Below are 25,032 nucleotides of genomic sequence, written 5' to 3' on the forward strand. Positions count from 1 at the left end.
ACGGAGATGGAGGGCACGATGGCCGACACCCGCAGCACCTCAGGGCCGGCGACGCCGCGCAAACGGGCCGACGCCCGGCGCAACGAGGCGACGCTGCTCGCCGCGGCCGCCGCCGCGTTCGTCGCCTCAGGGGTCGAGGCTCCCGTGCGCGACATCGCGGCCAGGGCCGGCGTGGGGATGGGCACGATCTACCGCCACTTCCCCACCCGCGCGGACCTGATCGTGGCCGTGTACCGGCACCAGGTCGAGGCCTGCGCGGAGGCCGGGCCAGCCCTGCTGGAGTCCAGCAGCACACCGCAGGCGGCACTGGCGGCCTGGATCGACCTCTTCGTGGACTTCCTCGTCACCAAGCACGGCCTCGCCGAGGCGCTGCAGTCCGACAGCCCATCCTTCGACGCCCTGCACGCGTACTTCGTCGATCGGCTCGTCCCGGTGTGCGCGCAACTGATCGACGCGGCCGCCGCCTCAGGCGAGATCCGGCCTGACCTGGATGCCTACACACTCATGCGCGGCATCGGGAACCTCTGCATCGGCTCAGGAGACGACTCCCGCTACGACGCGCGCCGCATGGTGGAACTCGTCGTCGCGGGCCTGCGCCGGGACTAGTCACGCCGACGCGCGCCAGACCACCTCGGTGTCGAGCAGCGCGCCACCCGGCTCCACCTCGACGCCCTCGATCTGGCCGAGCACGATCTCCGCGGCGCGGCGCCCCATCAGGCGCGCGGGCTGGCGCACCGTGGACAGCGCGGGCACGCAGCGCACCGCCCAGGCGCTGTCGTCGAAGCCGACGACGCCGACGTCGCCCGGCACCGAGCGGCCGGCCTCGCGCAGCGCCTCGAGCACCCCGGCGGCGACCGCGTCCGACGCGGCGAAGATGCCGTCGATCGCCGGCTCGCGGCGCAGCAGCTCGCGGGCGCCCTCGAGGCCGCTCGCGTACGAGTACAACGGGTGGTCGACGACGAGCCGGGGGTCGAACTGCTCGCCGAGCGCGTCGCGGAACCCCGCCAGCCGGTCGGAGCCGGAGTCGCGGTCGAGCGCGCACGCGACCATCGCCACCCGCTGCCGCCCGGTGCCGAGCAGCTCCTGCGTCACCGAGCGCGCGGCCGAGCGGTTGTCGATGCCGACGTACGGGATCGCGGGGTGCCCCGGGGGATGCCCGATGAAGACGGCGGGCAGCCCGAGGCGCTCGACGGCGCCTGCGATCGTGTCGTGCTGGCGGGCGGAGACGAGCACCGCGCCGTCGACGAACCCGCCGCGCAGATAGTCGGCGACGCGCTGGCTGTCGCGCTCCGAGTCGAGCACGAGGACCACGAGCTGGAAGTCCGCCTCGGAGACCACCTCGTTGGCGCCCAGCAGGATCGCGCCGATGTTCGGGTCGTCGAGGAACAGCTCGTGCGGCTCGTGGACCACGAAGCCGACGGCCCGCGAGCGCCGCGTCACGAGGTTGCGCGCGGCGGTGTTCTGCACGTAGCCGACCTTGGCGATGGCCTTCTCGATCGCCTCGCGCGCCTCGGACGAGACGTAGGACGTGCCGTTGAGCAGCCGGGACACGGTCCCCCGCGAGACCCCCGCCTCGGCGGCGACGTCGTGGATCGTGGCGCGGCGCCGGCCTGGAGGGGTCATGGGTCGAATGTAACGTCGTCGGCCGGGCCGATCGGGCCCGCCGGGCCCACCGCCTCGACCGCGTCGACTGCGAGCAGCACGGCGTTCTCCGGGGCGAGCAGCGGCGCGGCGAGCCCGACGTCGACGAGGACCCGTCCGGGCAGCGTGGCCTCGCCGCGCGCGAGCCAGGGCGGGGGCGCGGCCTGCACCAGCAGCGGCGGCGCCCCGACAGTCCGGACGCGGTAGACGCGCTCCGGGTCGAGGCCGACGAGCCGCACCGGCGCGGGCAGCGCCGCCTCGGCCGCCGCGAGGGCGACGACCGCGAACAACGCCGCACTGCCGTCGGGGGCGACGACGCCGTGCACCAGCACGCCCGGGTCCGCGCTGTCGGCACGGACGACCCGCCCCGAGTGGAGCAGTCCGCGTCCGGCCACGTGGTCGGCGACCCAGGCCCGGACCTCGTCGAGCTCGTCGGCGCCCGCGCGGGTGAGGTCCCACTCGATCCCGGCGCTGCCGAACATGGCCGTGGCGCACCGGAAGCCGGTGCTCGCGACGCGTCCGGTCGTATGGGCGCGGGGCGCCCCGAGGTGGCCGCCCAGGTACTCGGGAGGCACCAGCACCCCGGTCCAGCGCTGGATGCCCTGGCGCTCGAGCGGGTCGTTCGTGTCGGACGTCCACACGCGGTCGACGCGCTCGAGGATCCCCAGGTCGATGCGCGCTCCCCCGGACGCGCACGACTCGATCTCCACCGCGGGGAACCGTGCGCGCAGCTCGTCGAGCAGCCGGTACAGCGCGGTCGTCTGGCGGTGCGCCGAGCCGTGCAGCAGGTCGCGGTTGTGGTCCCACTTGAGCGAGGTGATCGGGTACTCGTCGAGCAGCGCGGCGAGGGCGTCGCGCACGTGCGCGTACGCGTCGGGGTGGCCGAGGTCGAGTGTGCGCTGGTCACGCCACGTCGGCAGGCTCGAGCCGCCCACCACCCAGTCGGGGTGGGCTCGCGCGAGGTCGGAGTCGGGGCTGACCATCTCCGGCTCGACCCAGAGCCCGAATTCCATGCCGCGCGCGTGAACACGTTCGACGAGCGGGTGCAGGCCGTCGGGCCACGCGACCGGGTCGACAGTCCAATCGCCGAGCGCACGGGCGGCGTCGGTGCGGCCGGTGAACCAGCCGTCGTCGAGCACGAACCGCTCAACCCCCACGTCGGCCGCGGCGTCCACCAGGCGGTTGAGCGTCGCGTGGTCGTGGTCGAAGTAGACGGCCTCCCAGGTGTTGAGCACGACGGGCCGTGCGCGCCGGATCGTCGACCAGGACCGGATCCACGGGTGGAACCGGTCGGACAGGCCGTCGAGCCCGGCGTCGGACCACGCCGCCACGAGCCACGGCGCGGTGTACCGCCCGCCCGGCGCGAGCCGCACCTCGCCGGGCGCGAGCAGCTCGCCGCCACCTAGGAGGGCATGGCCCAGGGCCTGTCGCTCGGCCCACTGGCGCTTGTCGCCGCTCCACGCGACGTGCGTCGCCCAGACCTCGCCCGAGCGGAACCCGAACCCTGGCGTCCCCGCGACCAGCAGGAAGGGGTCGTCGTGGCCGGGCCGGCCGTGGCGCGTCTCGCGCGTCCACGCTCCGTGGCCGAGCGTCAGTCGCTGCGGTCGCCGCTCATGCGCCCACAGCCCGGTGAAGTCGAGCACCTCGCGGGCGCGGTCCGGGGCCGGCAGGGACGCGTCGAGCGCCCCCAGCACGAACGTGTCGTCACCCCGGTTCTCGAGGGTGCTGCGGACGCGGAGGACGCCGTGCTCGGTGAGCTCGACGTCGGTCGTCACCGCGAGCGTGCCCGCGGCGTCGGCCAGGCGCAGCCGGATCGCGCGGTCGCCCACCGGCTCGGCGCCGGCCATGACCAGCGCAGCCGCCGGCTCCCCCGAGCCCGACCAGAAGCCCTCGAAGCCCGGCCGCCCCGTCCACCCCTGCTCACGGGTCGGCAGGATCGACAGGCGCAGCGGGGTGTCGATCGCGCTCGGCGGGACGGCCGGGACCAGCGCCACCGCGAGCCCGGCGAGGGAGTCGTCGTCGAGCGGGCCGAGGTCGCGCCCCCAGTGCAGGACGGCGGGGAGGTCCCCACCGCCCCGCACCGGGACGTCGAGCACGAGGCTCGACCCTGCTGCGCGCAGGTGCTGGATCATGCGGTCACTTGGCGACGGGGATGGACTGCGACTCGAGCGTCGAGATCGTCGATCCCTGCGCCGACTCGAGCGACGCGAGGAGCGTCCCCGACCCGGAGACCGCGCCCTTGAAGCCGTCGGAGACGTCCGCGTAGACCTGCGTCATCGTCGGGCCCCACGTGAAGCCCGCGGGGACCTGCGTCGAGGCCTCGGCGAACACGTCGTAGATCGCCTGGCCGCCGTAGAACTCGACGCCCTCCGCGAGCGCCGGCAGGGCCGCGCCGGCCTTCGTCGCCGGGTAGAGGTTCGCGCCCTTGTTGAGCAGCGTGAGCGCCTCGTCGGACGTGTTGAGCCACAGCGCGAACTTCGAGGCCTCGTAGACGTGCTCCGAGCCGCGGAAGACAGCTGTCGACGAACCGCCCCAGTTGCCGGCGGCCTCGTCGCCCGCCTCCCACTGCGGCATGGGCGCGACGGCCCACTTGCCCGCGGTGTCGGGGGCGCCGCTCGAGATCGAGTTGGCGCCCCACACCGCCGAGACCCACGTCCACGCGGCGCCGGTGTTGTAGGCGTTGTCCCACTCGCTCGTCCACGGCGGGACGCTCGAGACGAGGTCCCGGTCGATGAGGTCCTGCCAGTACTCGGCGACCTGCGTGGACTCCTCGCCCGCGAGGTCGACGCCCCACTCGTCTCCCTCGTTCGAGAACCAGGTGCCGCCCGCCTGCCACACGAGGCCCGCGAACTGGTTGACGTCGCTCTGCGAGAAGTTCGTGATGTGCCCGCCGGCGGCCTTGACCTTCTCCGCCGCGGCGGCGTACTCGGCCCACGTCGTCGGGACGGCAATGCCGTTCGCCTCGAACAAGTCGGCGCGGTAGAAGAGCGCCATCGGGCCGGCGTCCTGCGGGATCGCGTACGCGTGCCCGTCCTCGCCGAAGCTCACCTGGTCCCAGGTCCAGTCGACGAAGTCGCCCTGCGCGGCCAGCACGTCGGCGCACGCCCCGAGGTCGGTGAGCCCGTTCTGGACGCGGAAGTTCGGCAGCGCGTCGTACTCGATCTGCCCGAGGTCGGGCGCGTTGCCGGCCTTGAGCTGGTTGAAGAAGTTCTGGTAGGTGCCGCCGTTGCCGTTGGGCCCGGTCTGCACTGTCACCTGGATGTCGGCGTTCGCCTCGTTCCAGACATCGACGACCTCCTCGATGCCCGGGATCCACGTTGTGAACGTGAGCTCGACAGCGCCGTCCGACGGCTCGCAGGCGCCGGCGGCGTCACCCCCGGAGGAGGAGCCGTCGCTCGACGAGCAGCCGGCGACGAGCAGGGCGACCGCGGTGAGGGCGCCGACGCTGGCGGCCTTGGTGAGACGCATGGTTGTCCTTATCTGTGGAAGGGCGCACGGCAGGCAGGGCGCCGCCGGGCGATGAGCGGTCGATCGACGAGCGGTCACTTCACCGAGCCGGCTCCGAGCCCGTTGCGCCAGAAGCGCTGCAGCAGCAGGAAGACGACGATCAGCGGGATGATCGCGAGCAACGCCCCGACGAGCACGTGGCCGCGCAGCTCGGGGATCTGGTTCACCTGGGTGTTCCAGGAGTAGAGGCCGAGCGTCACGGGGAAGACGGCCTCGTCGCGGAGCATGATCAGCGGGAGGAAGAAGTTGTTCCAGATCGCGACGAACTGGAACAGGAACACGGTCACGAGCGCGGGGAACATGAGCCGCACCGACACCGTGAAGAACGTGCGGACCTCGCCCGACCCGTCGAGCCGTGCGGCCTCGAGCAGCTCGTCGGGCACGCTCGCCGCGGCATAGATCCGCGTCAGGTACACCCCGAACGGGCTGACCAGGCTCGGCAGGAACACCGCCCAGAACGTGTTCGTCAGGTTGACCTGGCTGAAGATCAGGAAGAGCGGGAGCGCGAGCGCCGTCGCCGGGACGAGGACGCCGCCGAGGACCACGTTGAACAGCGTGTCGCGGCCGCGGAACCGGTACTTCGCGAGGGCGTACCCGCACATCGAGGCGAGCACGGTGCCGAGCAGCGCGCCGCCCGCGGTGTAGGCGAGCGAGTTGCCGATCCACCGCGCGAAGATCCCGCCGTCGTAGCGCAGCAGCGCGCTGACGTTCTCGACCAGGTTCATATCGGCGAACCACAGCGGGTTCGTGCTGGTGAACTGCCCGCGGTCCTTCGTCGCGGAGACGATCAGCCACCAGATCGGGACGAGGAAGTAGAGCGTGAAGACGCCCATGACGAGCATCGCGCCGGCGCGCGAGAACAAGCTCTCCTGGACGCCCCGCGAGGCCGCCGGCGAGGCCGTGGGCTGGGGGGCGGTGCGGACGGCGGCGCTCACTGGACGCCCTTCTTCTGGGTCAGCTTGAGGAACGTGAACGAGAGCACGAACGTCGCGAGCGCGAGCACGACCGAGAACGCCGCGGCGAGGTGGAAGTTCGGCACGGACGACGTCGAGTAGACGGTGAGGTTCGGGGTGAACGTGCTCGTCACCGCGGAGCTGAACGAGCGGAACACCTGCGGCTCTGCGAGCAACTGGAGGGTGCCGATGATCGAGAACACCGTCGTGAGCACGATCGCCGGGATCACCAACGGGATCTTGATCGACCAGGCGATCCGCAGCTGTCCCGCGCCGTCGAGCCGTGCGGCCTCGTACACCTCGGTGGGGATCGCGAGGAGCGAGGAGTAGATGATCAGCATGTTGTAGCCGACGTAGACCCACGTGACGACGTTGGCCATCGCCCACAGCACGAGGTCCGCGGAGAGCAGGTCGACCCGCCCGGTGACAGCGGTGAACGGCGAGAGGTTCGGGGAGTACAGGAAGCCCCACATGATCGCCGCGACGACGCCGGGCACCGCGTACGGCACGAAGAACGCGAGCCGGAAGAACCTCTTGCCCCGCAGCAGCGGCGAGTCGAGGAGCAGCGCGAACACGAGCGCGAGCGCGAGCATCACGGGGACCTGGACGACCCCGAAGGCCAGCACGCGCCCGACCGAGCTCCAGAACGGCCCGTTCTCGAAGACCTGGGCGTACTGCGTGAGCCCGCCGAACACCTGGCGCGGGGCGCCGAACGTGCCCTCACGCTCGACGACGAGGAGCGACTGCCACACCGCGTAGCCGATGGGCAGCGCGTAGAACAGCGCGAACAGCACCCCGAACGGCAGCACGAAGAACGCGATCGCGCGCTTATGCGGGACGGGAACGCGGCGCCAGGGCTGCGAGGCCCGCGTCGGCGCGGGGGCGAGGGTCTGGGTGCTCGTCATGCGGGTGTGCCCTCCCGGACTGGTGTGCCCTCCCGGACGACCCGCACGCTTCCGGCGGGGACGTGGACGAGGCCATCGGCTCGTTGGTCGGTGACGAGCTCGTGCCCGGTGGCCGGGTGCTCGAGATCGCGGTGCGAGTGGTTGATGACGAAGACGTAGCTGCGACCGCCGCCCGCGCGGCGGACCACCTCGACCGACCCGTCGCTCTCCGGGCCGGTCGCCGCGACACCGGCGCCGGCCACCGCGGAGCGCATGACATCGCGCAGGTCGGGGTCGTCGAGCGCCGTCGCGATGTACCAGGCGGCGCCCGCGCCGCGCTCGGCCCGTGTGATCGCCGGCACTCCGGCGAGCGGGCCGTCGGCGTAGGAGGCGACGACGGCCGCGTCGGTGGTGCGGAGCCGCTCGGTCCACAGCGACGCGTGGGCGCCCGAGTCGAGCGCGACCCGCTGCCCGGGCAGCAGCGGCACGATCTCCTCGCTGACGACGCCGAGCAGGTCACGGAACGCGCCCGGGTACCCGCCGAGCCGCACCCGGTCATCTTGGTCGACGATGCCCGAGTTGAACGTGACGACCGCATGCCCGCCGGCCTCGACGTGCCCGCTCACCCGGGCCGCCTGCGCGTCCGAGACCATGTGCAGGGCGGGCACCACGACGAGCCGGTATCCGCTCAGGTCGCTGTCGGGGCCGACGACGTCGACCGTCACGCCCAGCTGGTGCAGGGCCCGGTACGCGGCGTGCACCTGGTCGAGGTACCGCACGGCGTGCGAGGGCCGTGCCTCGCCGTCGGCGGCCCACCAGGACTCCCAGCTGAACAGCAGCGCGGTGTCGGCGATGACGCGGGTGCCCGCGACCTCGTCGAGCCGGTCGAGCGTCGCGCCGAGCTCGACGACCTCGCGCCACACCTCCGTGTCCGTGCCGGCATGTGGGACGAGCGCCGAGTGGAACTTCTCAGCGCCCTGCGCCGACGCCCGCCACTGGAAGAAGCAGACGCCGTCCGCGCCGCGCGCCACGTGCGTGAGGGAGTTGCGGGTCATCTGGCCCGGATCCTTGGCCACGTTGACCGGCTGCCAGTTCACGGCGCTCGTCGACTGCTCCATGAGCAGCCATGGCGCTCCCCCGGCGAGCCCGCGGGTCAGATCGGCCGCGAACGACAGCTCGGAGCGCGGGTCGTCGAGCCGGTGGTCGAGGTAGTGGTCGTTCGCGACGACGTCCATCTCAGGCGCCCACGACCAGTAGTCGAGGTTGCGGATGTGGGCGGTGACCATGAAGTTCGTCGTGACGGGGGCGTTCGAGAACCGCCGGAGCACCTCCGCCTCGGCGCGGTGGTGGTCGAGCAGCGCGTCCGAGCTGAAGCGGTGGAAGTCGACGGCCTGCGCGGGGTTGCCGAGCGAGATCGTGGCCCGCGGCGGGAGCACGTCGGCAAAGTCCGCGTACCGCTGGCTCCAGAAGCTCGTCCCCCACGCGGCGTTGAGCGCGTCGACCGTGCCGTAGCGGCGCTCGAGCCAGATCCGGAACGCGGCGGCGGACTCGTCGCAGTAGCAGAGCGCGTTGTGGCAGCCGAGCTCGTTGGACACGTGCCACAGCGCGACCGCGGGGTGCTCTCCGTAGCGCTTCGCGACCTGGGCGACCAGCGCGAGCGCGCGGCGGCGGAACTCGGCGGAGCTCGGGCACCACGCCTGGCGACCTCCCGGCCACCGGGTCGTGCCGTCCGCCATGACGGGGAGGATCTCGGGGTGCAGCGTCGTGAGCCACGGCGGCGGCGAGGACGTGCCGGTGCCGAGGTTCACCCGGATGCCGTTCTCGTGGAGCAGGTCGACGATCTCGTCGAGGCCGGACCAGTCGTGCTCCCCCGGCCGCGGCTCGATGTGCGACCAGCCGAAGATGTTGACGGCGACCAGGTCGACGCCGGCCTCGCGCATGAGCCGGGCGTCCTCGCGCCACACGTCGCGGTCCCACTGCTCGGGGTTGTAGTCGCACCCGAACGCGATGCCGCGCGTGGTGGTGTCCCCGGCTCCGAGGACGACTTCCGGCGAGTTCATGTGCTCCCTGCCCGTCGTGCGGCGGGAGTCCGACACAGTGTGTGCACGTGCACACATCGTGTCGCACGTTCTCGCCGTCGAGATTGTGTGAACGTGCACACACTAGGCAGGATGTCGATTTCGTGTCAACAGTCCCGATACGGGCTCACCCGCGACGGGTCAGATGAACCGGATCGCGCTGGACCTGAGCGGCGTCGGCCACGGCGGCGAACGAGCGCACGTCGCCGTGGCCGGGCTGATCGGTCAGCCGGGCACGACGACCGCGCGGCTCGGACCGCCGTGGGCCCACGCCTCCCCGACCCGCTCCAGCGAGTACGCCGTCGCGGGAGCCTCGAGGGCGCCGTCGGCGATGAGCCGCATGATGCGCGGCAGCTCGGCCATCGTCCGCTCGGCGGAGACCGAGCCCGCGCCGCTGCCGACGATCCGGATCTTGCGGCTGCGGAGCAGCGCGGCCGGCACTGCCGCGTCCGGTCCGCCGAGTGAGCCGATCTGCACGTAGGTGATGTCGCCCTCATCCTCGGCCAGGCCGCGTCGGCCGAGGACGGCGAACGTCGCCTCGGCGACCGGGCCCCAGAGGTAGTCGAGCACCAGGGACGGCGTGTCGTCGCCGAGCGCCCCCGCGATCGCGGCCGCCGGGTCGCCCGTGGCGAGGGACACGGTCGTCGCCCCGCGCGCGGCGAGCCGCTCAAGGGCCTCGGGGTTGCGGCCCACAGCCACGACCCGCTGGGCGCCGAGGGCGAATGCCGACTGGACCGCCATGCTCCCGGACATACCGGTGGCGCCCAGCACGAGCACCGTGCCGAGCCCGCCGCGCTCCTCGCGGCGCCCCGTCAGCGCGAACCAGCCCGACATCCCCGGGTTGACGCCGGCGGCGATCGCGAGCGGGTCGGCGCCGTGGGGCAGTTCCAGGCTGAACGGCGTGACGAGCCGCTCGGCCATGGTGCCCCACGGCGCACGCGGGAATCCCGTGAACACCAGGCGCCCGTCGGCGGTCCGCGCGACGGCGTCGACCCCGGCGACCAGGGGGTAGCGGCGCTCGCTCCCGTAGTGCTGGCCGGCGGCGATCGCCTTGGTGACCCGGTGCACCCCCGCGGCGACGAGTTCGAGCGACTCCTGGCCGGGCATCGGCTCGGGCTCGGGGAAGTCCGAGCAGACGGGACCAGCGCCGGGCCCCGCGACAACTGCAGCGCGCATGACAGCCTCCTTAACTAAGTTCAATGAACTTCCACTGTCGCTTAACGTTGTTAAGGTGTCAACCGTGACCAAGAGACTGAGCCGCGAGCGGATCGTGGCGGCCGCACTGGACCAGCTCGACGAGCACGGGATCGACGGCGTGACGGTGCGCGCGGTGGCCACGCGGCTCGAGGTGAAAGCCCCCGCGTTGTACTGGCACGTCCACGACAAGCAGGAACTGCTCGACGAGATGGGCACGGAGATCCAGCGGCGCGTGAACGCGGCCTTCATCGCAGGCTTCGCCGGCCGGGACTGGCGGGAGAGCCTCGAGGGCTACGCCCGCATCCTGCGCGCCGAGTACCTGGCGCATCGCGACGGCGCGCGCACGTTCAGCGGAACGCGCCTCACCGACCCCGAGGCGCTGCGGGCACAGGAGGTGTGGCTGCGCTCCTGGACAGCGGCCGGGCTCCAGCTGGCCGACGCCATGGACGCCGTCGATCTGGTGACGTCCTTCGTCGTCGGGTTCGTCATCGAGGAGCAGGAGCGCAGCCAGTCCGACGCGGCGCGGTACTCCCTCGAGGCACGTGACGCGATGGTCGGCGATGAAGCGCCCCTCGTCGTCGCGGCAGGCCACGCGCGCGGCGACGAGGACGCTCGATTCGAGCGCCAACTCGCGATCGTGCTGACCGGGATCGACGCCCAGCTCGGATCCTGACCGGGCGTCGGGCGCTCATCCGTCCCTTCAGTCGCTCGCATCTCCGGCCGATGCTCCAGGCATGACGAGTGGCGCCGAGGGCGGGATGCCGACGACGAAGGTGATGCGCCTGCGGTACGCGGGCCGATGCCGCGCTTGCGGGAAGGCACTATCGGCGGGGGTCTCCGCCGAGTACGACCGGGCCAGCAGGACGGTGCGGTGCCTCGACTGCTCCACGGCAACGCCCGCACTAGCTGGTGGCGCGCCTGACCATCCGACGGCGCGGCCTGTGGAGGTCAGCCCTCCCGAGAGCGGACAGCCGGAGATCGCCTCGGGCAAGGCTGGCGGCTCCGCCCGACGTGAGTACGAACGTCGAAGCACGAAGCGCGAGGAACGCGTCCGTGCCGCACATCCCCGGATCGGGGGGTTCCTGCTCGCCATCTCCGAAGAGCCGCAGAGCACGAGAGCGTGGGCCGTCGGCGCCCGGGGTGAGGCCCTGCTCGGCAAGGGCCTCGACGGGCTCGCCGCGAAGGGCGTGCGCGTGCTGCACGATCGCCGCATCCCACGGACCAGGGCGAACATCGACCACCTCGCGGTCTCGTCGGCGGGCGTCTTCGTCATTGACGCCAAGCGGTACTCAGGACGCCCGTCGAAGCGGTCGGTCGGCGGGCTCTTCCGCCCACGGGTCACGCTGCTCATGGTCGGTGGGCGCAACCAGACCAAGCTGGTCGACGGCGCGCACAAGCAGGTGGACGTGGTCCGGAGCGCGCTCGACGCCGCGGGGTTCGCCGACGTTCCCGTGCGCGGGATGCTGTGCTTCATCGAGGCGAGCTGGCCGCTCATCGGCGGGTCCTTCGTCATCGACGGCATCGATGTCCTGTGGCCCAAGAAGGCCGCCGAGCATCTGCTCGCCCCCGGCACGCTCGACGAGGCGATGACGGACCGAGTCCACCGCACACTGGCCACGGCGTTCCCGACTGCCTGAGCCGGCCGAACGACCTGACACGCGAGGGTGGAGCCGTCCCTGTGGCCCGACCCCTCAGCGCGTGTGGCGAACGGCTGCCGCATCGATGATCCGGGGGGTGTCGACGTCGGTGTTGTCGACCACCAGCGAGGCGCGTTCCCACGGTGCGGCATCGCGGAAGTAGGCCCGTTGGGCGCCCACGTACCGGCGCATCAACCCGCTCTCGGGATCGGCCTCGAGACCGTCGCGCTGCGCCATGCGCCTGGAGGCCTCCAGAAAGGGCACGTCGAGGAACACCGAGAAGTCCCAGAACCGCCTGAGCTCGTCACGGTGGAGGAAGACGCCCTCGACCAGCACCAGCGCGTCGGGGGGAGCCGGGAGCGGGTCAGCCTCCACGATCTGGTCCCTGGCATGGTCATACGACGCTGGGCGGTAGAGCCCACCACCGGCAGCGGCCAACGGCGTGAGCGCCCACGAGATGAGCGCCTCGTAGTTGAAGGCGTCGAGCCAGAATCCCTCGGGCGAGTGGCGCCCCCTCGCGCGCCGGATCGCCGACGGGTTGAAGAAGTCATCGACGTGCAACACGATCACCGGGCGTCCGCCGCCGCGCCGCGCCAATCGCTCGGCGAAGATGCTCTTCCCGCTCCCCCCGACGCCGTCGATCGCCACCATGGCGCGGCTCTGCCGGGGCACGCCCGCCAACACGCGCCCGACGATCGCGTCGAAGTCGCCACCCATCAGTCCCCCATCCACTCGCAGAGGCGTTGCGGGTCCCCCATGCGAGGGACCCGCAAGTGTCCACCGTGCGGTGACGATTCCGGATCGTCCGATCTTTAGCGTTCCAGGTAGTCGCAGCCCACCGGCCGCGGCGATCTCTGGGAGGACGAGACATGCAGGTTCTGAAGCAGATCGTGATCGTGGTGGGGGCTGCCCTCATCGGCAGCCTGGCCGTCCAGGCCGTCGCAGACAACTGGCTCCTCAGCCTCGTCGTCGGCCTCGCGGCCGCGGCCTTCGCACTGTTCGCGTACGCGTGGGCGATCCGCACGACGGAGCGTCGGGCGGCGGTCGAAGTGGGCTTGGCGGGAGCGGGCGGGGCATTGGGCCGAGGGCTGCTCCTCGGGTTGTTGATGTTCGGCGCCGTGATCGCGAGCATCGCGGTGGGCGGCGGCTACCGGGTCGAGGACACAGGGTCCGTGACGGCGGCGGTCGGGCTGATCGGGCTGGTGGCCGCCGGCGCGGTGGGCGAGGAGCTGATGTTCCGCGGCCTGCTGTTCCGGCTCGTCGAGAAGCGCACCGGCACCTGGGCGGCCCTGGCAGTGAGCTCTGTGGCCTTCGGCGCGATGCACCTGGCCAACCCGGACGCCACCCTGTGGGGCGTGATCGCGATCGCCATCGAGGCGGGCGCCATGCTCGGCGCGGCATACGCGGCCACCCGCACCCTGTGGCTGCCGATCGGCCTGCACATCGCCTGGAACTTCGCCGCCGCGGGCATCTTCGGCACGGTGGTCTCGGGCAGCGACATGCCTCAGGGCCTGCTGCGCGGGGTGACGTCGGGCCCGGCGATCCTCACCGGCGGCGAGTTCGGCCCCGAGGGCAGCATCTACGCCGTGCTGGCGGGCTCGCTGCTGACGGCCGTGTTCCTGGTGCTGGCCCACCGGCGCGGCAACATCGTGCCGAGCCGGCGGCGGGCCGCCCAGATCGCGTCGGCCGCTACGTTGTGACGGTGGACCTGCGGCGGCTGCGTGACCTGTGGCAACGCCAGAGCGTCACCCTGCGCGACCTCCCGCTCGCCCTTGTGTTGGCCCTCGGGCCTCTCATCCCCTCGTGGCAGAGCCAGGGGACGCGGCTCGGCGACATGCCGGACCGTCCGCTGGACGCGCTGGCCGCCGTCGCGGTCGCACTCCAGTGCCTGCCACTGGCCGTGCGCCGCCGGTGGCCGGCGGTGTGCCTCGCCCTGGTCTCGGCCGGCTTCGCCCTCGACCAGCTCCGCGGCTATCACACGGTGGCCGGCAGCGCGCTGGCTGTGGCGCTGGTGAGCGCGGGCGCCCATCTGGACCGCTATCGGCGCACCACCGCGACCCTCGCGACCGCGGCCTACGTGGCGATGGCCGTCGGCCTCCACCGGGACGGATCCGTTGATCGCGTCAGCGACTACGTCACGTTCTACGTCCTGCTGGCCCTCGCCTGGGGCGTCGGCGCGTGGCTGCGGCAGTCCCGCATCGCCGAGGCCGAGCACCGCCGCCAGGTCGCCGACAGCACCCGCACCGCCGAGCGCACCCGCATCGCCCGTGAGCTGCACGATGTGGTCACCCACCACGTGACGGCGATGGTCGTGCAGGCCGAGGCCGCGCGCTACGTGACCGCCGATCCCGAGCGCCTCGACCGGACGCTCACGGCCGTCACCGACACCGGGCGCAGCGCGATCAGCGACCTGCGGCGCCTGCTCGACGTGCTCAACCCCGACCATGGCGCCGACCCGCGGACCCCGACGGTCGGCGAGCTCCACGGCCTCGTGGAGCTGACCCGGCAGGCCGGGCAGCCAGTCGAGTACGTCGAGGAGGGCAGCCCGCCCGAGACCACCGGCGTCGCGGAGGTCGCGGCCTACCGGGTGGTCCAGGAGGCCCTGACGAACGCCCTCAAGCACGCCCATGGCAGCCGTACCATCGTGCGCGTCCGCCACGGCGAGAAGGAGATCACTGTGGAGGTCAGCACCGACGGCTCCGGCCCGCGCGCCAGGATCGTCGGCGGGAGCGTCGGCGGGATCGTCGGCGGGAGCGGGCGCGGCCTGGCCGGGCTCCGTGAACGGGTCGCCATCCTCGGCGGCGAGTTCAGCGCGGACGCGCAGACGGGTGGCGGATTCGTGGTCCAGGCCCGGATCCCCGCCGGGAGCCCGTCATGACCGAGCCCATTCGGGTGCTGGTCTGCGACGACCAGGCGCTGATCCGCACCGGGTTCGCCACGATCATCGGCGCCCAGCCCGATCTCGAGGTCGTGGGCGAGTGCGGCGACGGGCGCGCCGCAGTCGACCTCGCCGCGCGGGTGAGGCCGGACGTGCTGGTGATGGACGTGCGGATGCCGGTGCTCGACGGCATCGAGGCGACCCGGCTGCTGGCTGGCTTCGGCGTGACGAATCCCGTCAAGGTGCTCGTCGTCACGACGTTCAACCTGGACGAATACGTGTACGAGGCGCTGCGCGCCGGGGCGAGCGGGTTCCTGCTCAAGGACGCGCCGCCCGCGCAGCTGCTCCACGGCATCCGCACCGTCGCCGCTGGCGCCGCGCTGCTGGCGCCCGAGGTCACCCGACAGCTCGTCGGCAGGTACGCCAGCCGGATCAGCCCTCCGGAGCGCACGCCCGACGACGGCGCCCTGACCCCGCGCGAGCTCGAGGTGCTGCGGCTCATCGCCAGCGGCATGTCGAACAGCGAGATCGCCGCGACGCTGGTGATCAGCCACGAGACCGTCAAGACGTACGTGTCCCGGATCCTCGCCAAGCTCGACCTGCGCGACCGGGTGCAGGCGGTGGTGTACGCGTACCGCAGGGGCTTGGTGGCCTGACCGGCGACGCGGGCTGTCAGGGGTTCCGGCGGGCGCGCAGCACGACGTCGCGGGTGTGCGTCCCGCCCTGGCCGGCAGGGGCGTCGCGGTCCCGCGTCTCGTCGACCTCGATCATCCACGCGTCGTCGAGGTGCGCCACGAAGTCCGCACGCTGCACGAAGTCGTCCAGCTCGAAGCCGCGTGAGCGCGCGTGCTCCGCGTCCATGTCGGCGTGCCACGTCGCCAGCAGGATCCCCCCGGGCGCCACGGACGCGAGAACGGCCCGCACCGCGTCCTCCCCCGGCGTCCGGCGCAGCGCCGGGTACTGCACCGAGACGACGTCAAAGGCCCCCAGGTCCGGTGCGCCCGTCGTGAGGTCAGCCTGGACCCAGTGGACGTCGACGTTCCCGGCCTGCGCCGCCGCCCGCCCCCGCTCCAGTGCCACAGCGGCGACGTCCACAGCCGTGACGTCCCACCCGCGCGCGGCCAGCCACACCGCGTCGCCTCCCTCGCCGCACCCGATGTCCAGCGCGCGCCCCGGGGCCACGTCGGACAACTCGGCGACGACGGCTCCATTCACCTTCCCGCTCCAGACCTGCTGCTGGGCGGCGTACCACGCCTCCCAGCCCATCACCTCGGGCGAGCCCACCCCCGCAGGGCCGTGGTGGTCATGCCCGTGGGCCACGTGCTGGTGTCCTGCGCGGTTCGTCACGAGGCAAGTGTGCCCGGTTGGCATGACTCCAGCGGGCGAGGCGTCAGCGCCGCGATCTGCGGCGCGCGCGCCCGAGCAGCAGCGCGCCGCCCAGCAGGCTGGCCAGCGCGAGCAACGAGAGCGCCGCCGTGGCGTCCCCGCCGGTCGCCGCGAGACGCGTCGGCACGCCGCCGGGCGCCGTCCACGCCGTGGGCGCAGCCGGGAGGGCGTCCGCCGTGTAGGCGTTGGACGTCGTCGCCGTGACCGTCCCGCCAGCGACGACAGCCACTGGCGCGGCGGCGGTGGTCGTCACCCGCACGCGGGCGGAGGATCCGTCGGCGGTCTCGGTGACAGTGCAGTGGACGCCTGCGGGCAGCCCGGGATGGGCGCGGACCGTCTCCGTGGTGGTCCTCGCGGCGATGACGATCTGGTCCTGCAGCGCGCCGCCGCAGCTGACGGTCAGCCGGATCTCATTCTTACCGGCTCAGTGATCGTGCACGTGGTCCCGGCGGGTCAGAGAGCGCTCGTGCCCGCACCGCCGACATCACGTCGTGCGATCTCGGGAGCCGGCCGTCACGCCATCAAACCCACATGAACCGTCATATCGCCACCCCGAGATATAGCATCGGACTCCCGGCTATCGCCTACACGGCGGCTCGCCCCTCCCCTCCGCCGAGGCTTGAACTCACCCGCGGCGCCTCAGTCGGCCACTGTGGAAGGGACGCACATGAGCGAGGGCGTGACGCTCCATCTCGACGAGGACGCGCCATCGAAGCAGGCGTCTGTGCTGCGCAACGCCCTCCACCTGCTGCCCGAGGTGCCCGCGGGGACCCCGATCGAGGTCGTCGTCCACGGTGAGGGCATCAGCCTCGCCCGCCCGGGCGGCCCGGTCTCCGTATCGTTGGCGGAGGCGCTCGCCGCCGGCATCACCCTCGTCGCGTGCCACAACACGATGCAGGCCCAGGGCCTGACCAGCGACGACCTCGTGCCCCAGGCCGTCGTCGTCCCGTCCGGAGTGGGCCATCTGGTGAGGCGGCAACGCGAGGGATGGGCGTACGTGCGCCCCTGAGCCCCATGCGCTGAGCCTCAAAGGTGCAGGACTGGCTCGTGAGCCGCCATCGAGGGGCGGGGCGTCGGCGGGCGGGCCGTCAGGCGCCGAGGGTGCCGCGGACGATCGAGTCGCCCGAGTGCGCCGGGTCCCCGTCGAGTGGCTCCGAGGACACGTCCACCACCGGGAACTCGCCCACGTCGAGGTCGTCGGGCAGCACGAACCGCCCGGAGTCGCCCGCGAGCAGGCCCAGGCTGACCAGCCCGGACACGTCAGGGCGCAGCAGCCAGACCTCACGCAGGCCATCCTCGTCGGGCATCACGCCGCTCATGTCCACGACCAGCACACGAGACCCGTCGGCGGTGGTCTCCAGCTCGGCGACGCCCTGAGCGTCCCAGCCGGGAAGGGCCTCGAGGGTGGCGCTGGCGACGATCGTCGGCGCGGGCTCGCGGGTCGCCCACCAGGCGCCGGCCCCGCCGATCACCACGCCGGCGGCGGCCGCTCCCGCCACCCAGGCCCAGGTGCGGCGCGGGCGGCGCAGTGGCACGACGGAAGCGCGACCCTCCTCCCGTGCCGCCTCCTCCGCGGCACGGGTCGGCCCATCCTCGGCAGCCCTCACCGGCGCCGGGTCGAGGCCCAGCTCTGCGGCGACCCGCTCCCACACGTGCGGCGCGGGCGCGACCAGCGGCTCGTCGCCGTCTGCGGCCCGCGCCACTCCCACGATCGCGCGCAGGTGTGCCAGCTCGTCGGAGCACTCCGGACAGCTCGCGAGGTGTTGCCGCTCCTCGACGGATCCCACCTTCTCACCGAGGGCCAGGAGGCTCAGCACGTCGTCGTCCACGTGCGCGTCATTCGGCGACACCCTCCACCTCCCATCGGTTCCGCAGCCTGGCCAGGCTGCGCCGGACGTGACTCTTCACGGTGCCCAGCGGCAAGTCCAGGCGCCGCGCGATCTGCTCGTGCGTCAGATCGTCATAGAACGCGAGCCGCAGGATGGTGCGCTGCGGGTCGCCGAGGCGGTCCAGCTCGTCGCGCACCACCACACGATCCACCACCCGGTCGTCGTGCCCCGGCGCCGCCCCCAATGCCTCCGCAGACGCGGACGCGCCCGCCGCGACCTCGAGCCGGCCGTCGCGCGCCCGGCGGGCGTGCGCGTCCGCCACGGCGTGCCGCGCGATGCCGAGCAGCCAGGCGGGCAGCCGCGAGCGCGTGGGATCGAACCGGCCCCGGCTGCGCCATGCGTCCACGAAGACTTGTTGGGTGACGTCCTCGGCCTCCGCGACGCTGCCCAGCGATCTCAGCGCGATGGTGTGGACGAGTGTCGCCCAGCGCCGGTAGGCGTCTCGGACTGCGGTCTCGTCGCCGGCGGCGAACGCCGCGCCGAGCGCCGAGACGCCGTCGTCGACCTCCGCGCCCGCTGGCCCCGACGACCCGGCCGGGTCGGGCGGGGGGACTGCCACCGCCACGGACGACTCCTCACCCGCCGTCAAGACCCGCGCCCGCTGCGGCACGGTCAGCCGCCCTCGGGTACGGCCGTGACGACGACGTTCTCCGCATAGTGGCGGACGTCGCGGTCGAACGCACCTCCACAGGTGACGAGGACCAGTCGGGGCGGTCCTGCGCGGTCGAACCACTCGCCCACCGGGGCGGTGTCCTTCGGCGTCCGGACGACGTCCCGCACCCGGTACTCGTAAGTGCTCCCGTCAGCCGCGCTGACGACCACCTTCGCTCCCGGGGCCACGTCGTGGAGCCTCGCGAACGGTCCGATGCCCGTGGTCAGCGAGTCGACATGCGCGGCGATCAGCGTGGACCCCTCGGCTGCGGCGGGGGCCGGGCCGAACTCGTACCACGCGGCGACGTCCGCGCTGTCGGGCAGCTCCATGTCGCCCTCCGGGGCGACGCCCGCGGACTCGACCGGCATGTCGATGCCCAGCTCGGGCACCTGCACCCGCACGGGCGGGACCACTGCCGGCGCCGTGCTGGCTCCGAGTCCCGCATCGGTCACGGGCACCGAGCCGTCCCCGGCCGGGGACGGGCTCGACGAGGGCGCCGACTGCCCGACGGTGGCCCCAGGGTCCGGGGCTCCCGGCGTGTCGCCGCCGCACGCCGTGAAGGCGCCGAGGGCCACAAGCGCCACCGCGAGGGCTCGCCCCACCACTCGACGGCGTCCATGAACGATGGCGCGAGCCGCGGCCCGGGGGCGGACGGCTCGCGCCGCCTCACGCTCCCGGGCCGGGCGGTCCTGCGCCAGGGTGGGCACGATCAGCGGTCGTCCTTCGCGGCCGCGGCCTGGGTGCGTCGCGCGACCGTCAGGACGCCGGCGCCGAGCAGCGCGAGCGCGCCCGCCGCGATCATCCACGGCCGTGCGCCGGAGTCGTCGACCAGGCCAGCCTGCCCGGCCTGCACGCCCGACGGGTTGCTGTGCAGCCCGCCCACCACCTGCGTGGCGAGCGCCAGCGTGGAGGGCTCCGAAGTGGCGCTGCCCCACGCGTAGACGATCGTGTTCGAGCCCTCGGCGACGCTCACGTCCGCCGGGCCGAGCAGCGCCGGCGCCGTCGTGCCCGCCGCGACGACCGTGGCCGACACCGTGCCCGCCGGCAGGTCGAGCGACTGCTCGTTCGGGTTCGTCAGGTTGGAGACCACGGGCTGCCCGCCCGCCAGGACGTCCACCGCCGGGGCCGCGGCGACGTGACGGACCGTGAGCCGACCCTGGCCAGCCGCGGTGGGCGACGTGTCATTCGCGAACAGCGTCGCGGTGGGCGTTCCGGCGGTGTCGAGGTGCGCGACGGCCGTGTAATTGCCGCCCGCGTCGAGGGGCAGGTCCACCGGTCCGATGGCCGGGGAGCTCGCGTCCGCCGCATCCGCCGCCGTGATGGCCACGGTGTACGTGCCCGCGGGGAGGTCGAGCGGGCCGGCGAGGCTGCCGGGCGTGAAGTCGTCGATGGTGCGCTCGCCGTTCACCCACACGTCCACGGTGAGGTCCGGCACGCCGTGCAGCACCGAGAGCTGGGCGTTGTCACCGGTCGCGGCCTGTGCGGGCACGGCGGCGAAGGTCAGTGCAGCAACAGCGATTGTTCCGGCGGCTACTGCGAAGGGTCGTGCTCGCATGGCGTCCTCCAGGTTCAGCCCGTGGCACGGGCGGTGTCGTGCTGACACCTGTACTTCCGACTGAGGTCCGCCGGCGGATGCACCGACGCGGCTCAGATCATCGACGGCGGCGCCGGCGACCGGCCGACGACAGTGGCTCCGGTCCCGATCGCCCTCACGACCGCGCTCGACGGTGGCATGCCCTTCTCCGTCTTCGGCGCCTTCGAAGTTCAGGGCTGGTTCGTGACCACTCCCCCGAACTGCACATCGCCCCACGCGCCCTTCCGGCTCGGCGAGATGGTCCGCAGGCAGCGCGCAGTGGGACGCCCAACGGACGAGACGGGCCTATCGGGCGCCGGCAAGGGGCCACTAGCGTCCCCGCCACGTGCAGGGGTTGGCGTCGACAGACCCCGGCCGACGAGGCGGCGCCAAGCGAGGAGGTCATCGGGCGTGGCGATGCTGCTCGTGCTGCTCGTGGTCCCGGTCGCCCTCGTCATCGGCATCCTCCTGCGCGGCGAGGGCATCGCGGCCCTTGCGGATGTCCGGGTCCGCGGCCTGCTCTGGGCGATCGCGGGCGCGCTCGTGCAGCTGCTCCGCACGGCAGACCCGACGTGGGCGGCGGGCCCGCTGCACGCCGCCGGGCGGGTGCTGCCACCGCTCGCCCTCGCCGTGTGCGCGACGGGCTTCGCCCTGGCCAACGCGCGCGGCGCCAAGCGGGGCGTCCAGGTCGCGCTCGCCGCGATGCTCACCGGCGCCCTCGCGAACGCGCTCACGACGGCACTCAACGGCGGCATGCCCTTCTCCGTCTCCGGCGCTCGAGCAGCCGGCATCCCGGCTGAGCAGATCGCCGCGCCGACTCCCGGGCACGTGCCGATCGACGACGGCACAGCACTCGTCGCCCTGGCCGACGTCATCGGGGTCCCGGGGCTCGGCGTCGTGCTCAGCGTGGGCGACCTCCTTCTGTGGGGCGGTCTCGCGGCCGCCCTCGTGATCGGCGCCCGCCGATCCACCACACGCCCCGGCGCGATCGTCGGGGAGCACCACCCGTCCGGCACCACCCCCGCGGGCAGCCCGCCCGCCGTCGAGAGGAGCACCCCATGAAGGTTCCCAGCCGCGAGCGCGTCCAGGTCGCCGCCGCGAGTGTCGTGACTGCCGTCCTGGCGGTCTACGCGTTCGCCGCCCCGTACACCCAGGGGCACTGAGCGCATAGCCCTTGAAGAGAACGACAGGGCCACCCGCCGATCACGGCGGGTGGCCCTATCGCCGCGCCGCTCGAATGCGCACGCCACATCCGCCGATGTCAGCCCTCCACGGCATGCTCTCGAAAGGAGGGCCTAGAAGGAGTCCCACACGGCTCTGCCAACTGCCCGCACCGACCGACCGAGGCTGCGAAGGATCCCGAGACCGCGTCTCCTCGACTCTGCCCATGCCGCGCCCGCCAGCGTGAGAGCGGCGATCCCCGCAACAATCAGCGCCACCACGACTATGGAGAACGGAATATCGATGAGCTCGTCAAGGGCGAGCACGAGGCCCGAGATGAAAAGCACGGCGAGGGCGATCAGGGCCGCGACAGCGGGGCCACTCAGCCTCGGGCGTTGCTCTTCAGTCGCCGACATGGGCCGAGACTAGGTCATTCCGGCGCGCCAGAAGCACGTCACCCCCTGCACAAGGGATGTCACTGAGGAAAGGGCGGTCGAGCACGATGGCGAAACAGCAGGACGACGCACTCTGGACACTGGCGCGGGCCGAGCGGGCCACCCTCGCGGAGGACCTGAGCGGCCTGAGCGCTGAGCAGTGGCGGCGCCCCACGCTGTGTGGCCGGTGGGACGTCGAGGAGGTCGTCGCCCATCTCATCGCCGCAGCGAGCATGAGCCAGCGGCAATGGCTCCGCAGCATGCTCGGCGCTCGCTTTCGCGCTGATGTGCACAATCAGCGCAGGATGGCCGACCACCGCGGCAGCACTCCGGCACAGACCCTCGACCGCTTTCGCGGCGTCATCGGCAGCACCATTGCGCCGTCGAGCCACACCCCGGCCTACCTCGGCGAGGTCGTCGTGCACGCCCAGGACATCCGCCAGCCGCTGGGAATCCCCCGGACTCCGAGCGTCGACGCGCAGACACCCGTGGCCGACTTCTTCGCCCGACGCGACTTCGCCGTCGCCAGTCGCACACACGTCACGGGCCTGACGTTGCGCGCGGACGACGGGCCATTCACCGCAGGCGCCGGCCCGATGGTCACCGGGCCCACCCTCGCCTTGGTCATGAGCATGGCCGGCCGCGCCGCCTACCTGGACGAGCTCGACGGGCCTGGCGTGCCCATGCTGCGGCGGCGCCTCGTGGTGGACGCGCGCGCCTAGGGCAATTGGCGCCTCACCCGCGGCGTCGGTCGGAGTCATCGAACCGCCCCTCAGGATCAGACACCGGACCCTGGAAGCGGTATAAAGGCGACAAACGACGCACGCATGGCAGGCCGAGGACCGACCGGGTACCTCGCAGAGGGCTGCCGTCCCAGTCGCCAATGTCCGGGGGGACCACATGTCAGGTCGGCGAACAGCACGCTTGGGCTCCAGCCGCTTCGGGGGGTGGCTGCCTTCGCTGCCCTCCTCCTCGCGATCGGCATCGCTCCCACGGCGGCCGTCGTGGATCCCGACCCGCCGAACGAGGCACCGGTCACCTCCCCCGCCACCGACCTGACCGTGGCAGACCCTGCGACCGCCGAGGGGCAGGCTGTCAACGGCTTCCTGCCGCCCGTCGGCACCCCATTCGACCCGACTGCCGGTTACCCGACCTCCGACCCCGCGGGCTATGACGTCGCGAACGAGGGCTTCGCCGGCATCATCCGCGCCATCGCGGAGGACACGGGGACCGTCCTGTCGATGTACTGCATCGACATCCGGACCACCACGTTCTCCGGCCTCGGATACACCAACGGGACCTGGGACGAGTCCACCGTGCCGAACGTCGGCTACATCGCGAGGATCCTCAACAGCTACTACCCGACGGTCCCGACCGAGCCGGCCACGCCCGCGGGCGACAACGAGCGGGCCGCCGCGGTCCAGGCCGCAATCTGGTTCTTCAGCGACGGGTTTGTCGTGGCGACGAGCGACATGCTCAACCCGATCGTGGCGACCATCGTGGCCGAGGTGCTGGCCGCAGGGCCGTTGCCGGAGCCGGCGTCACCCGACATCGCGATCACGCCCGCGTCCGCGAGTGGCGCGGTGGGCTCCCTTGTCGGGCCGTTCACCGTCACGGCGGCCACGACGACCGGCCCGGCGCCCTCGATCACGCTGTCCGTCCCCACTGGCGTCACCGCGTATTCCGACGCCGCAGGCACTGTCGAGGTTCCCGACGGGTCAACCGTCGCGTCCGGCACGCAGATCTGGGTGCGTGGCGCCACGGCCGGCGCCGTCTCGCTCGGCGCGACCGCGACCGTCGAGGTGCCCACCGGCAACGTCTACCTCTATGACCAGAGCACGCCCGGGGTGGACGCAGCCCAGAAACTCATCCTCGCGCAGACGGCCAACATCAAAGCCGACGCGACAGCCGCGATCGAGCTGTTCGCCACCGGGGCCCTCGTCGTCGACAAGACGGTCGCCGGTGGCGCGGCGGGCGCGCAGGGCGAGGTGGTCCTCGACGTGGCGTGCACGCTCGACGGGGCGACAGTGCTGTCGGAGAGCGTCGTCATCCCGGCCGAGAGCGAGGCGGGCACGACCTCGACGAGGTTCGACGGGATCCAGGTCGACAGCGAGTGCAGCGTCACCGAGCCGACCACCGGCGAGACGACGGCGATCGAGGTCACCACGACCAACACCGGCGCCGTCACGATCGCGGCGGACGCAGACGCGCGAATCACCGTGACCAACACCTACGAGGTGCGGCCCGGCTCACTCGTGGTGACCAAGGTGATCGCGGGGACGGCGGCTGGATCGCAGGGCCAGGTCGAGCTCTCCGTCCAGTGCGTCCAGGGCCAGGCCACCGTGCTGTCCGAGCTCGTCGTCATCGAGGCAGGCCAAGGCGCGGGTGACACCGAGGCGTCGTTCACCGGCATCCCGTCGGGGAGCGTGTGCACGGTCACGGAGCCGACGACCGGCGAGACGGCGACAGTGGCCGTCACCACGGACCTGCCCGACCCGGTGACGATCAGCGCGACCGAGGGCGGCGAGCTGCTCGTCACCAACACCTATGACGCCCGACCGGGAACTCTGGTGGTGAGCAAGACGATCACTGGCGCCGGGGCGGGCGCCCAAGGCGCAGTCGAGCTGACGGTCGAGTGCGTGAGCGACGGCTCGCGGGTGCTGTCCGAGCGCGTGACGCTGCCCGCAGGCGCGTCAGCGGGGACCACCAGCCAGACCTTCACGGGGGTGCCGGCGAACAGCGTGTGCTCCGTCACCGAGCCCGCCACGGGCGCCACGGCGACGGTCCGGGTGACGGTGTCGCTCCCCGCCAGCGTGACGATCGCCGCGGGCGCCACGTCGACGCTCGCGGTGACCAACACCTACACCAAGGTCTCGTCCGGCGGGGGGACAGCGCTGGCCGCGACGGGCTCCGACTCCCCGCTTCCGTTGGGCGGGCTCACCATCGGACTTCTCACCCTCGGGCTCGCCTTGGTCGACGTCTCACGGCGGTGGGCGAACCGGCGCGGGTGACCCGAGCAGCACGGCGTTGAAGTCAGGGCGCGAGTTCGACCCCGTGCTCTCGCAGGATCTTGATCGCTCGTGGTCCCACCCCGTGGAGGGCCAGGAGCGCTCGCTCGCTAGCCCCGTCGAGGTCGGTGATCGTGCGAAAGCCGGCGGCTTC

25 protein-coding genes are annotated in these 25,032 nt (G+C 72.6%); 10 read left to right on the top strand and 15 right to left on the bottom strand.

The window, feature by feature from the left end; genetic code table 11:
• The first annotated feature begins 18 nt into the window (after positions 1-18).
• A complete protein-coding gene (locus QUV83_RS03075; RefSeq protein WP_289562531.1) occupies positions 19-606 on the top strand; it encodes a TetR/AcrR family transcriptional regulator in 588 nt (195 codons plus the stop codon).
• Here QUV83_RS03075 and QUV83_RS03080 read toward each other — a convergent pair whose 3' ends face one another.
• The 7 genes from QUV83_RS03080 to QUV83_RS03110 form a co-directional block, all read right to left on the bottom strand.
• Positions 607-1,623 carry a LacI family DNA-binding transcriptional regulator gene (locus QUV83_RS03080; protein WP_289562536.1) on the bottom strand — a complete coding sequence of 339 codons (1,017 nt, stop codon included), beginning with the start codon at positions 1,621-1,623 and terminating at the stop codon, positions 607-609. It abuts the gene before it with no gap.
• Positions 1,620-3,773 carry an alpha-galactosidase gene (locus tag QUV83_RS03085; protein WP_289562538.1) on the bottom strand — a complete coding sequence of 718 codons (2,154 nt, stop codon included), beginning with the start codon at positions 3,771-3,773 and terminating at the stop codon, positions 1,620-1,622. The genes QUV83_RS03080 and QUV83_RS03085 overlap by 4 nt, the downstream gene beginning before the upstream one ends.
• Positions 3,774-3,777: 4 nt before the next feature.
• Positions 3,778-5,109 carry an ABC transporter substrate-binding protein gene (locus QUV83_RS03090; RefSeq protein WP_289562540.1) on the bottom strand — a complete coding sequence of 444 codons (1,332 nt, stop codon included), beginning with the start codon at positions 5,107-5,109 and terminating at the stop codon, positions 3,778-3,780.
• Between the two features lie 74 nt (positions 5,110-5,183).
• Positions 5,184-6,083, bottom strand: a complete 900-nt coding sequence (locus QUV83_RS03095; RefSeq protein ID WP_436231870.1) for a carbohydrate ABC transporter permease — start codon at positions 6,081-6,083, stop codon at positions 5,184-5,186.
• Positions 6,080-7,006, bottom strand: coding sequence for a carbohydrate ABC transporter permease (locus tag QUV83_RS03100; protein ID WP_289562542.1), 927 nt, complete (start codon positions 7,004-7,006; stop codon positions 6,080-6,082). Before QUV83_RS03100 ends, QUV83_RS03095 begins: the two co-directional genes overlap by 4 nt.
• Positions 7,003-9,045, bottom strand: a complete 2,043-nt coding sequence (locus QUV83_RS03105; RefSeq protein WP_289562544.1) for a beta-galactosidase — start codon at positions 9,043-9,045, stop codon at positions 7,003-7,005. Before QUV83_RS03105 ends, QUV83_RS03100 begins: the two co-directional genes overlap by 4 nt.
• 243 nt (positions 9,046-9,288) lie before the next feature.
• The gene (locus QUV83_RS03110) at positions 9,289-10,239 is read right to left on the bottom strand and encodes a quinone oxidoreductase family protein (RefSeq protein WP_289562546.1); all 951 of its coding nucleotides are present in this window, start codon (positions 10,237-10,239) and stop codon (positions 9,289-9,291) included.
• 64 nt (positions 10,240-10,303) lie between these two features.
• On the opposite strand from QUV83_RS03110, the gene QUV83_RS03115 reads away from it, so the two are divergent.
• Both QUV83_RS03115 and QUV83_RS03120 read left to right on the top strand, forming a co-directional pair.
• Entirely contained in the window at positions 10,304-10,933 is a 630-nt protein-coding gene (locus QUV83_RS03115; RefSeq protein WP_289562548.1) for a TetR/AcrR family transcriptional regulator C-terminal domain-containing protein, read from the top strand.
• Between the two features lie 268 nt (positions 10,934-11,201).
• Positions 11,202-11,897, top strand: a complete 696-nt coding sequence (locus QUV83_RS03120) for a nuclease-related domain-containing protein (RefSeq protein WP_289562551.1) — start codon at positions 11,202-11,204, stop codon at positions 11,895-11,897.
• Between the two features lie 54 nt (positions 11,898-11,951).
• On the opposite strand, the gene QUV83_RS03125 is transcribed toward QUV83_RS03120, so the two are convergent.
• Complete coding sequence (locus tag QUV83_RS03125) at positions 11,952-12,548, bottom strand: uridine kinase (RefSeq protein WP_289562553.1); 597 nt, start codon at positions 12,546-12,548, stop codon at positions 11,952-11,954.
• Between the two features lie 218 nt (positions 12,549-12,766).
• On the opposite strand from QUV83_RS03125, the gene QUV83_RS03130 reads away from it, so the two are divergent.
• Genes QUV83_RS03130 through QUV83_RS03140 form a run of 3 tightly spaced genes read left to right on the top strand, consistent with a single transcriptional unit; the run spans position 12,767 to position 15,431 of the window.
• Entirely contained in the window at positions 12,767-13,597 is an 831-nt protein-coding gene (locus tag QUV83_RS03130) for a CPBP family intramembrane glutamic endopeptidase (protein ID WP_289562555.1), read from the top strand.
• A 2-nt stretch (positions 13,598-13,599) separates the two neighbouring features.
• Positions 13,600-14,775: a sensor histidine kinase gene (locus QUV83_RS03135; protein ID WP_289562556.1), complete on the top strand. Its 1,176-nt coding sequence runs from the start codon at positions 13,600-13,602 to the stop codon at positions 14,773-14,775.
• On the top strand, positions 14,772-15,431 hold the full coding sequence (locus QUV83_RS03140) for a response regulator (protein WP_289562558.1): 660 nt from the start codon (positions 14,772-14,774) through the stop codon (positions 15,429-15,431). The genes QUV83_RS03135 and QUV83_RS03140 overlap by 4 nt, the downstream gene beginning before the upstream one ends.
• A 16-nt stretch (positions 15,432-15,447) precedes the next feature.
• Here QUV83_RS03140 and QUV83_RS03145 read toward each other — a convergent pair whose 3' ends face one another.
• The gene (locus QUV83_RS03145) at positions 15,448-16,122 is read right to left on the bottom strand and encodes a class I SAM-dependent methyltransferase (protein ID WP_289562560.1); all 675 of its coding nucleotides are present in this window, start codon (positions 16,120-16,122) and stop codon (positions 15,448-15,450) included.
• Positions 16,123-16,165: 43 nt separating this feature from the next.
• Positions 16,166-16,570, bottom strand: coding sequence for a DUF5979 domain-containing protein (locus QUV83_RS03150; protein ID WP_354003919.1), 405 nt, complete (start codon positions 16,568-16,570; stop codon positions 16,166-16,168).
• Between the two features lie 258 nt (positions 16,571-16,828).
• Here QUV83_RS03150 and QUV83_RS03155 point away from each other — a divergent pair, with 258 nt between their 5' ends.
• Positions 16,829-17,170, top strand: a complete 342-nt coding sequence (locus QUV83_RS03155) for a DsrE family protein (RefSeq protein ID WP_289562562.1) — start codon at positions 16,829-16,831, stop codon at positions 17,168-17,170.
• Between the two features lie 79 nt (positions 17,171-17,249).
• Here QUV83_RS03155 and QUV83_RS03160 read toward each other — a convergent pair whose 3' ends face one another.
• Genes QUV83_RS03160 through QUV83_RS03175 form a run of 4 tightly spaced genes read right to left on the bottom strand, consistent with a single transcriptional unit; the run spans position 17,250 to position 20,257 of the window.
• Complete coding sequence (locus tag QUV83_RS03160; protein WP_289562564.1) at positions 17,250-18,011, bottom strand: anti-sigma factor; 762 nt, start codon at positions 18,009-18,011, stop codon at positions 17,250-17,252.
• On the bottom strand, positions 17,998-18,609 hold the full coding sequence (locus QUV83_RS03165; RefSeq protein WP_289562772.1) for an RNA polymerase sigma factor: 612 nt from the start codon (positions 18,607-18,609) through the stop codon (positions 17,998-18,000). The genes QUV83_RS03160 and QUV83_RS03165 overlap by 14 nt, the downstream gene beginning before the upstream one ends.
• A gap of 53 nt (positions 18,610-18,662) precedes the next feature.
• Positions 18,663-19,409, bottom strand: coding sequence for a class F sortase (locus tag QUV83_RS03170; protein WP_289562567.1), 747 nt, complete (start codon positions 19,407-19,409; stop codon positions 18,663-18,665).
• Positions 19,410-19,411: 2 nt separating this feature from the next.
• On the bottom strand, positions 19,412-20,257 hold the full coding sequence (locus tag QUV83_RS03175; RefSeq protein ID WP_289562569.1) for a DUF4397 domain-containing protein: 846 nt from the start codon (positions 20,255-20,257) through the stop codon (positions 19,412-19,414).
• 435 nt (positions 20,258-20,692) lie between these two features.
• Between QUV83_RS03175 and QUV83_RS03180 the strand changes: the two genes are divergently transcribed.
• Positions 20,693-21,337, top strand: coding sequence for a DUF5317 family protein (locus tag QUV83_RS03180; RefSeq protein WP_289562774.1), 645 nt, complete (start codon positions 20,693-20,695; stop codon positions 21,335-21,337).
• Positions 21,338-21,570: 233 nt separating this feature from the next.
• Here the strand turns inward: QUV83_RS03180 and QUV83_RS03185 are convergent, their stop codons facing one another.
• Positions 21,571-21,852: a hypothetical protein gene (locus tag QUV83_RS03185; protein ID WP_289562570.1), complete on the bottom strand. Its 282-nt coding sequence runs from the start codon at positions 21,850-21,852 to the stop codon at positions 21,571-21,573.
• Between the two features lie 86 nt (positions 21,853-21,938).
• Here QUV83_RS03185 and QUV83_RS03190 point away from each other — a divergent pair, with 86 nt between their 5' ends.
• Both QUV83_RS03190 and QUV83_RS03195 read left to right on the top strand, forming a co-directional pair.
• Positions 21,939-22,592, top strand: coding sequence for a maleylpyruvate isomerase family mycothiol-dependent enzyme (locus tag QUV83_RS03190; protein WP_289562572.1), 654 nt, complete (start codon positions 21,939-21,941; stop codon positions 22,590-22,592).
• Positions 22,593-22,817: 225 nt separating this feature from the next.
• Positions 22,818-24,881, top strand: a complete 2,064-nt coding sequence (locus QUV83_RS03195; protein ID WP_289562573.1) for a thioester domain-containing protein — start codon at positions 22,818-22,820, stop codon at positions 24,879-24,881.
• Positions 24,882-25,032: the final 151 nt, after the last annotated feature.

The sequence above is a fragment of the Cellulomonas cellasea genome (assembly GCF_030372105.1).
In the GTDB taxonomy this organism is placed as follows: domain Bacteria; phylum Actinomycetota; class Actinomycetes; order Actinomycetales; family Cellulomonadaceae; genus Cellulomonas_A; species Cellulomonas_A cellasea_A.

What these genes read in the sequence shown, in the direction of transcription:
- QUV83_RS03085 (WP_289562538.1), bottom strand. Translation starts at nt 3,773, where the DNA reads ATGATCCAGCACCTGCGCGCAGCAGGGTCGAGCCTCGTGCTCGACGTC.
- QUV83_RS03155 (WP_289562562.1), top strand. Translation starts at nt 16,829, where the DNA reads ATGAGCGAGGGCGTGACGCTCCATCTCGACGAGGACGCGCCATCGAAG.
- QUV83_RS03090 (WP_289562540.1), bottom strand. Translation starts at nt 5,109, where the DNA reads ATGCGTCTCACCAAGGCCGCCAGCGTCGGCGCCCTCACCGCGGTCGCC.
- QUV83_RS03140 (WP_289562558.1), top strand. Translation starts at nt 14,772, where the DNA reads ATGACCGAGCCCATTCGGGTGCTGGTCTGCGACGACCAGGCGCTGATC.
- QUV83_RS03100 (WP_289562542.1), bottom strand. Translation starts at nt 7,006, where the DNA reads ATGACGAGCACCCAGACCCTCGCCCCCGCGCCGACGCGGGCCTCGCAG.
- QUV83_RS03110 (WP_289562546.1), bottom strand. Translation starts at nt 10,239, where the DNA reads ATGCGCGCTGCAGTTGTCGCGGGGCCCGGCGCTGGTCCCGTCTGCTCG.
- QUV83_RS03125 (WP_289562553.1), bottom strand. Translation starts at nt 12,548, where the DNA reads ATGGTGGCGATCGACGGCGTCGGGGGGAGCGGGAAGAGCATCTTCGCC.
- QUV83_RS03075 (WP_289562531.1), top strand. Translation starts at nt 19, where the DNA reads ATGGCCGACACCCGCAGCACCTCAGGGCCGGCGACGCCGCGCAAACGG.
- QUV83_RS03185 (WP_289562570.1), bottom strand. Translation starts at nt 21,852, where the DNA reads ATGTCGGCGACTGAAGAGCAACGCCCGAGGCTGAGTGGCCCCGCTGTC.
- QUV83_RS03105 (WP_289562544.1), bottom strand. Translation starts at nt 9,045, where the DNA reads ATGAACTCGCCGGAAGTCGTCCTCGGAGCCGGGGACACCACCACGCGC.
- QUV83_RS03180 (WP_289562774.1), top strand. Translation starts at nt 20,693, where the DNA reads ATGCTGCTCGTGCTGCTCGTGGTCCCGGTCGCCCTCGTCATCGGCATC.
- QUV83_RS03175 (WP_289562569.1), bottom strand. Translation starts at nt 20,257, where the DNA reads ATGCGAGCACGACCCTTCGCAGTAGCCGCCGGAACAATCGCTGTTGCT.
- QUV83_RS03190 (WP_289562572.1), top strand. Translation starts at nt 21,939, where the DNA reads ATGGCGAAACAGCAGGACGACGCACTCTGGACACTGGCGCGGGCCGAG.
- QUV83_RS03130 (WP_289562555.1), top strand. Translation starts at nt 12,767, where the DNA reads ATGCAGGTTCTGAAGCAGATCGTGATCGTGGTGGGGGCTGCCCTCATC.
- QUV83_RS03080 (WP_289562536.1), bottom strand. Translation starts at nt 1,623, where the DNA reads ATGACCCCTCCAGGCCGGCGCCGCGCCACGATCCACGACGTCGCCGCC.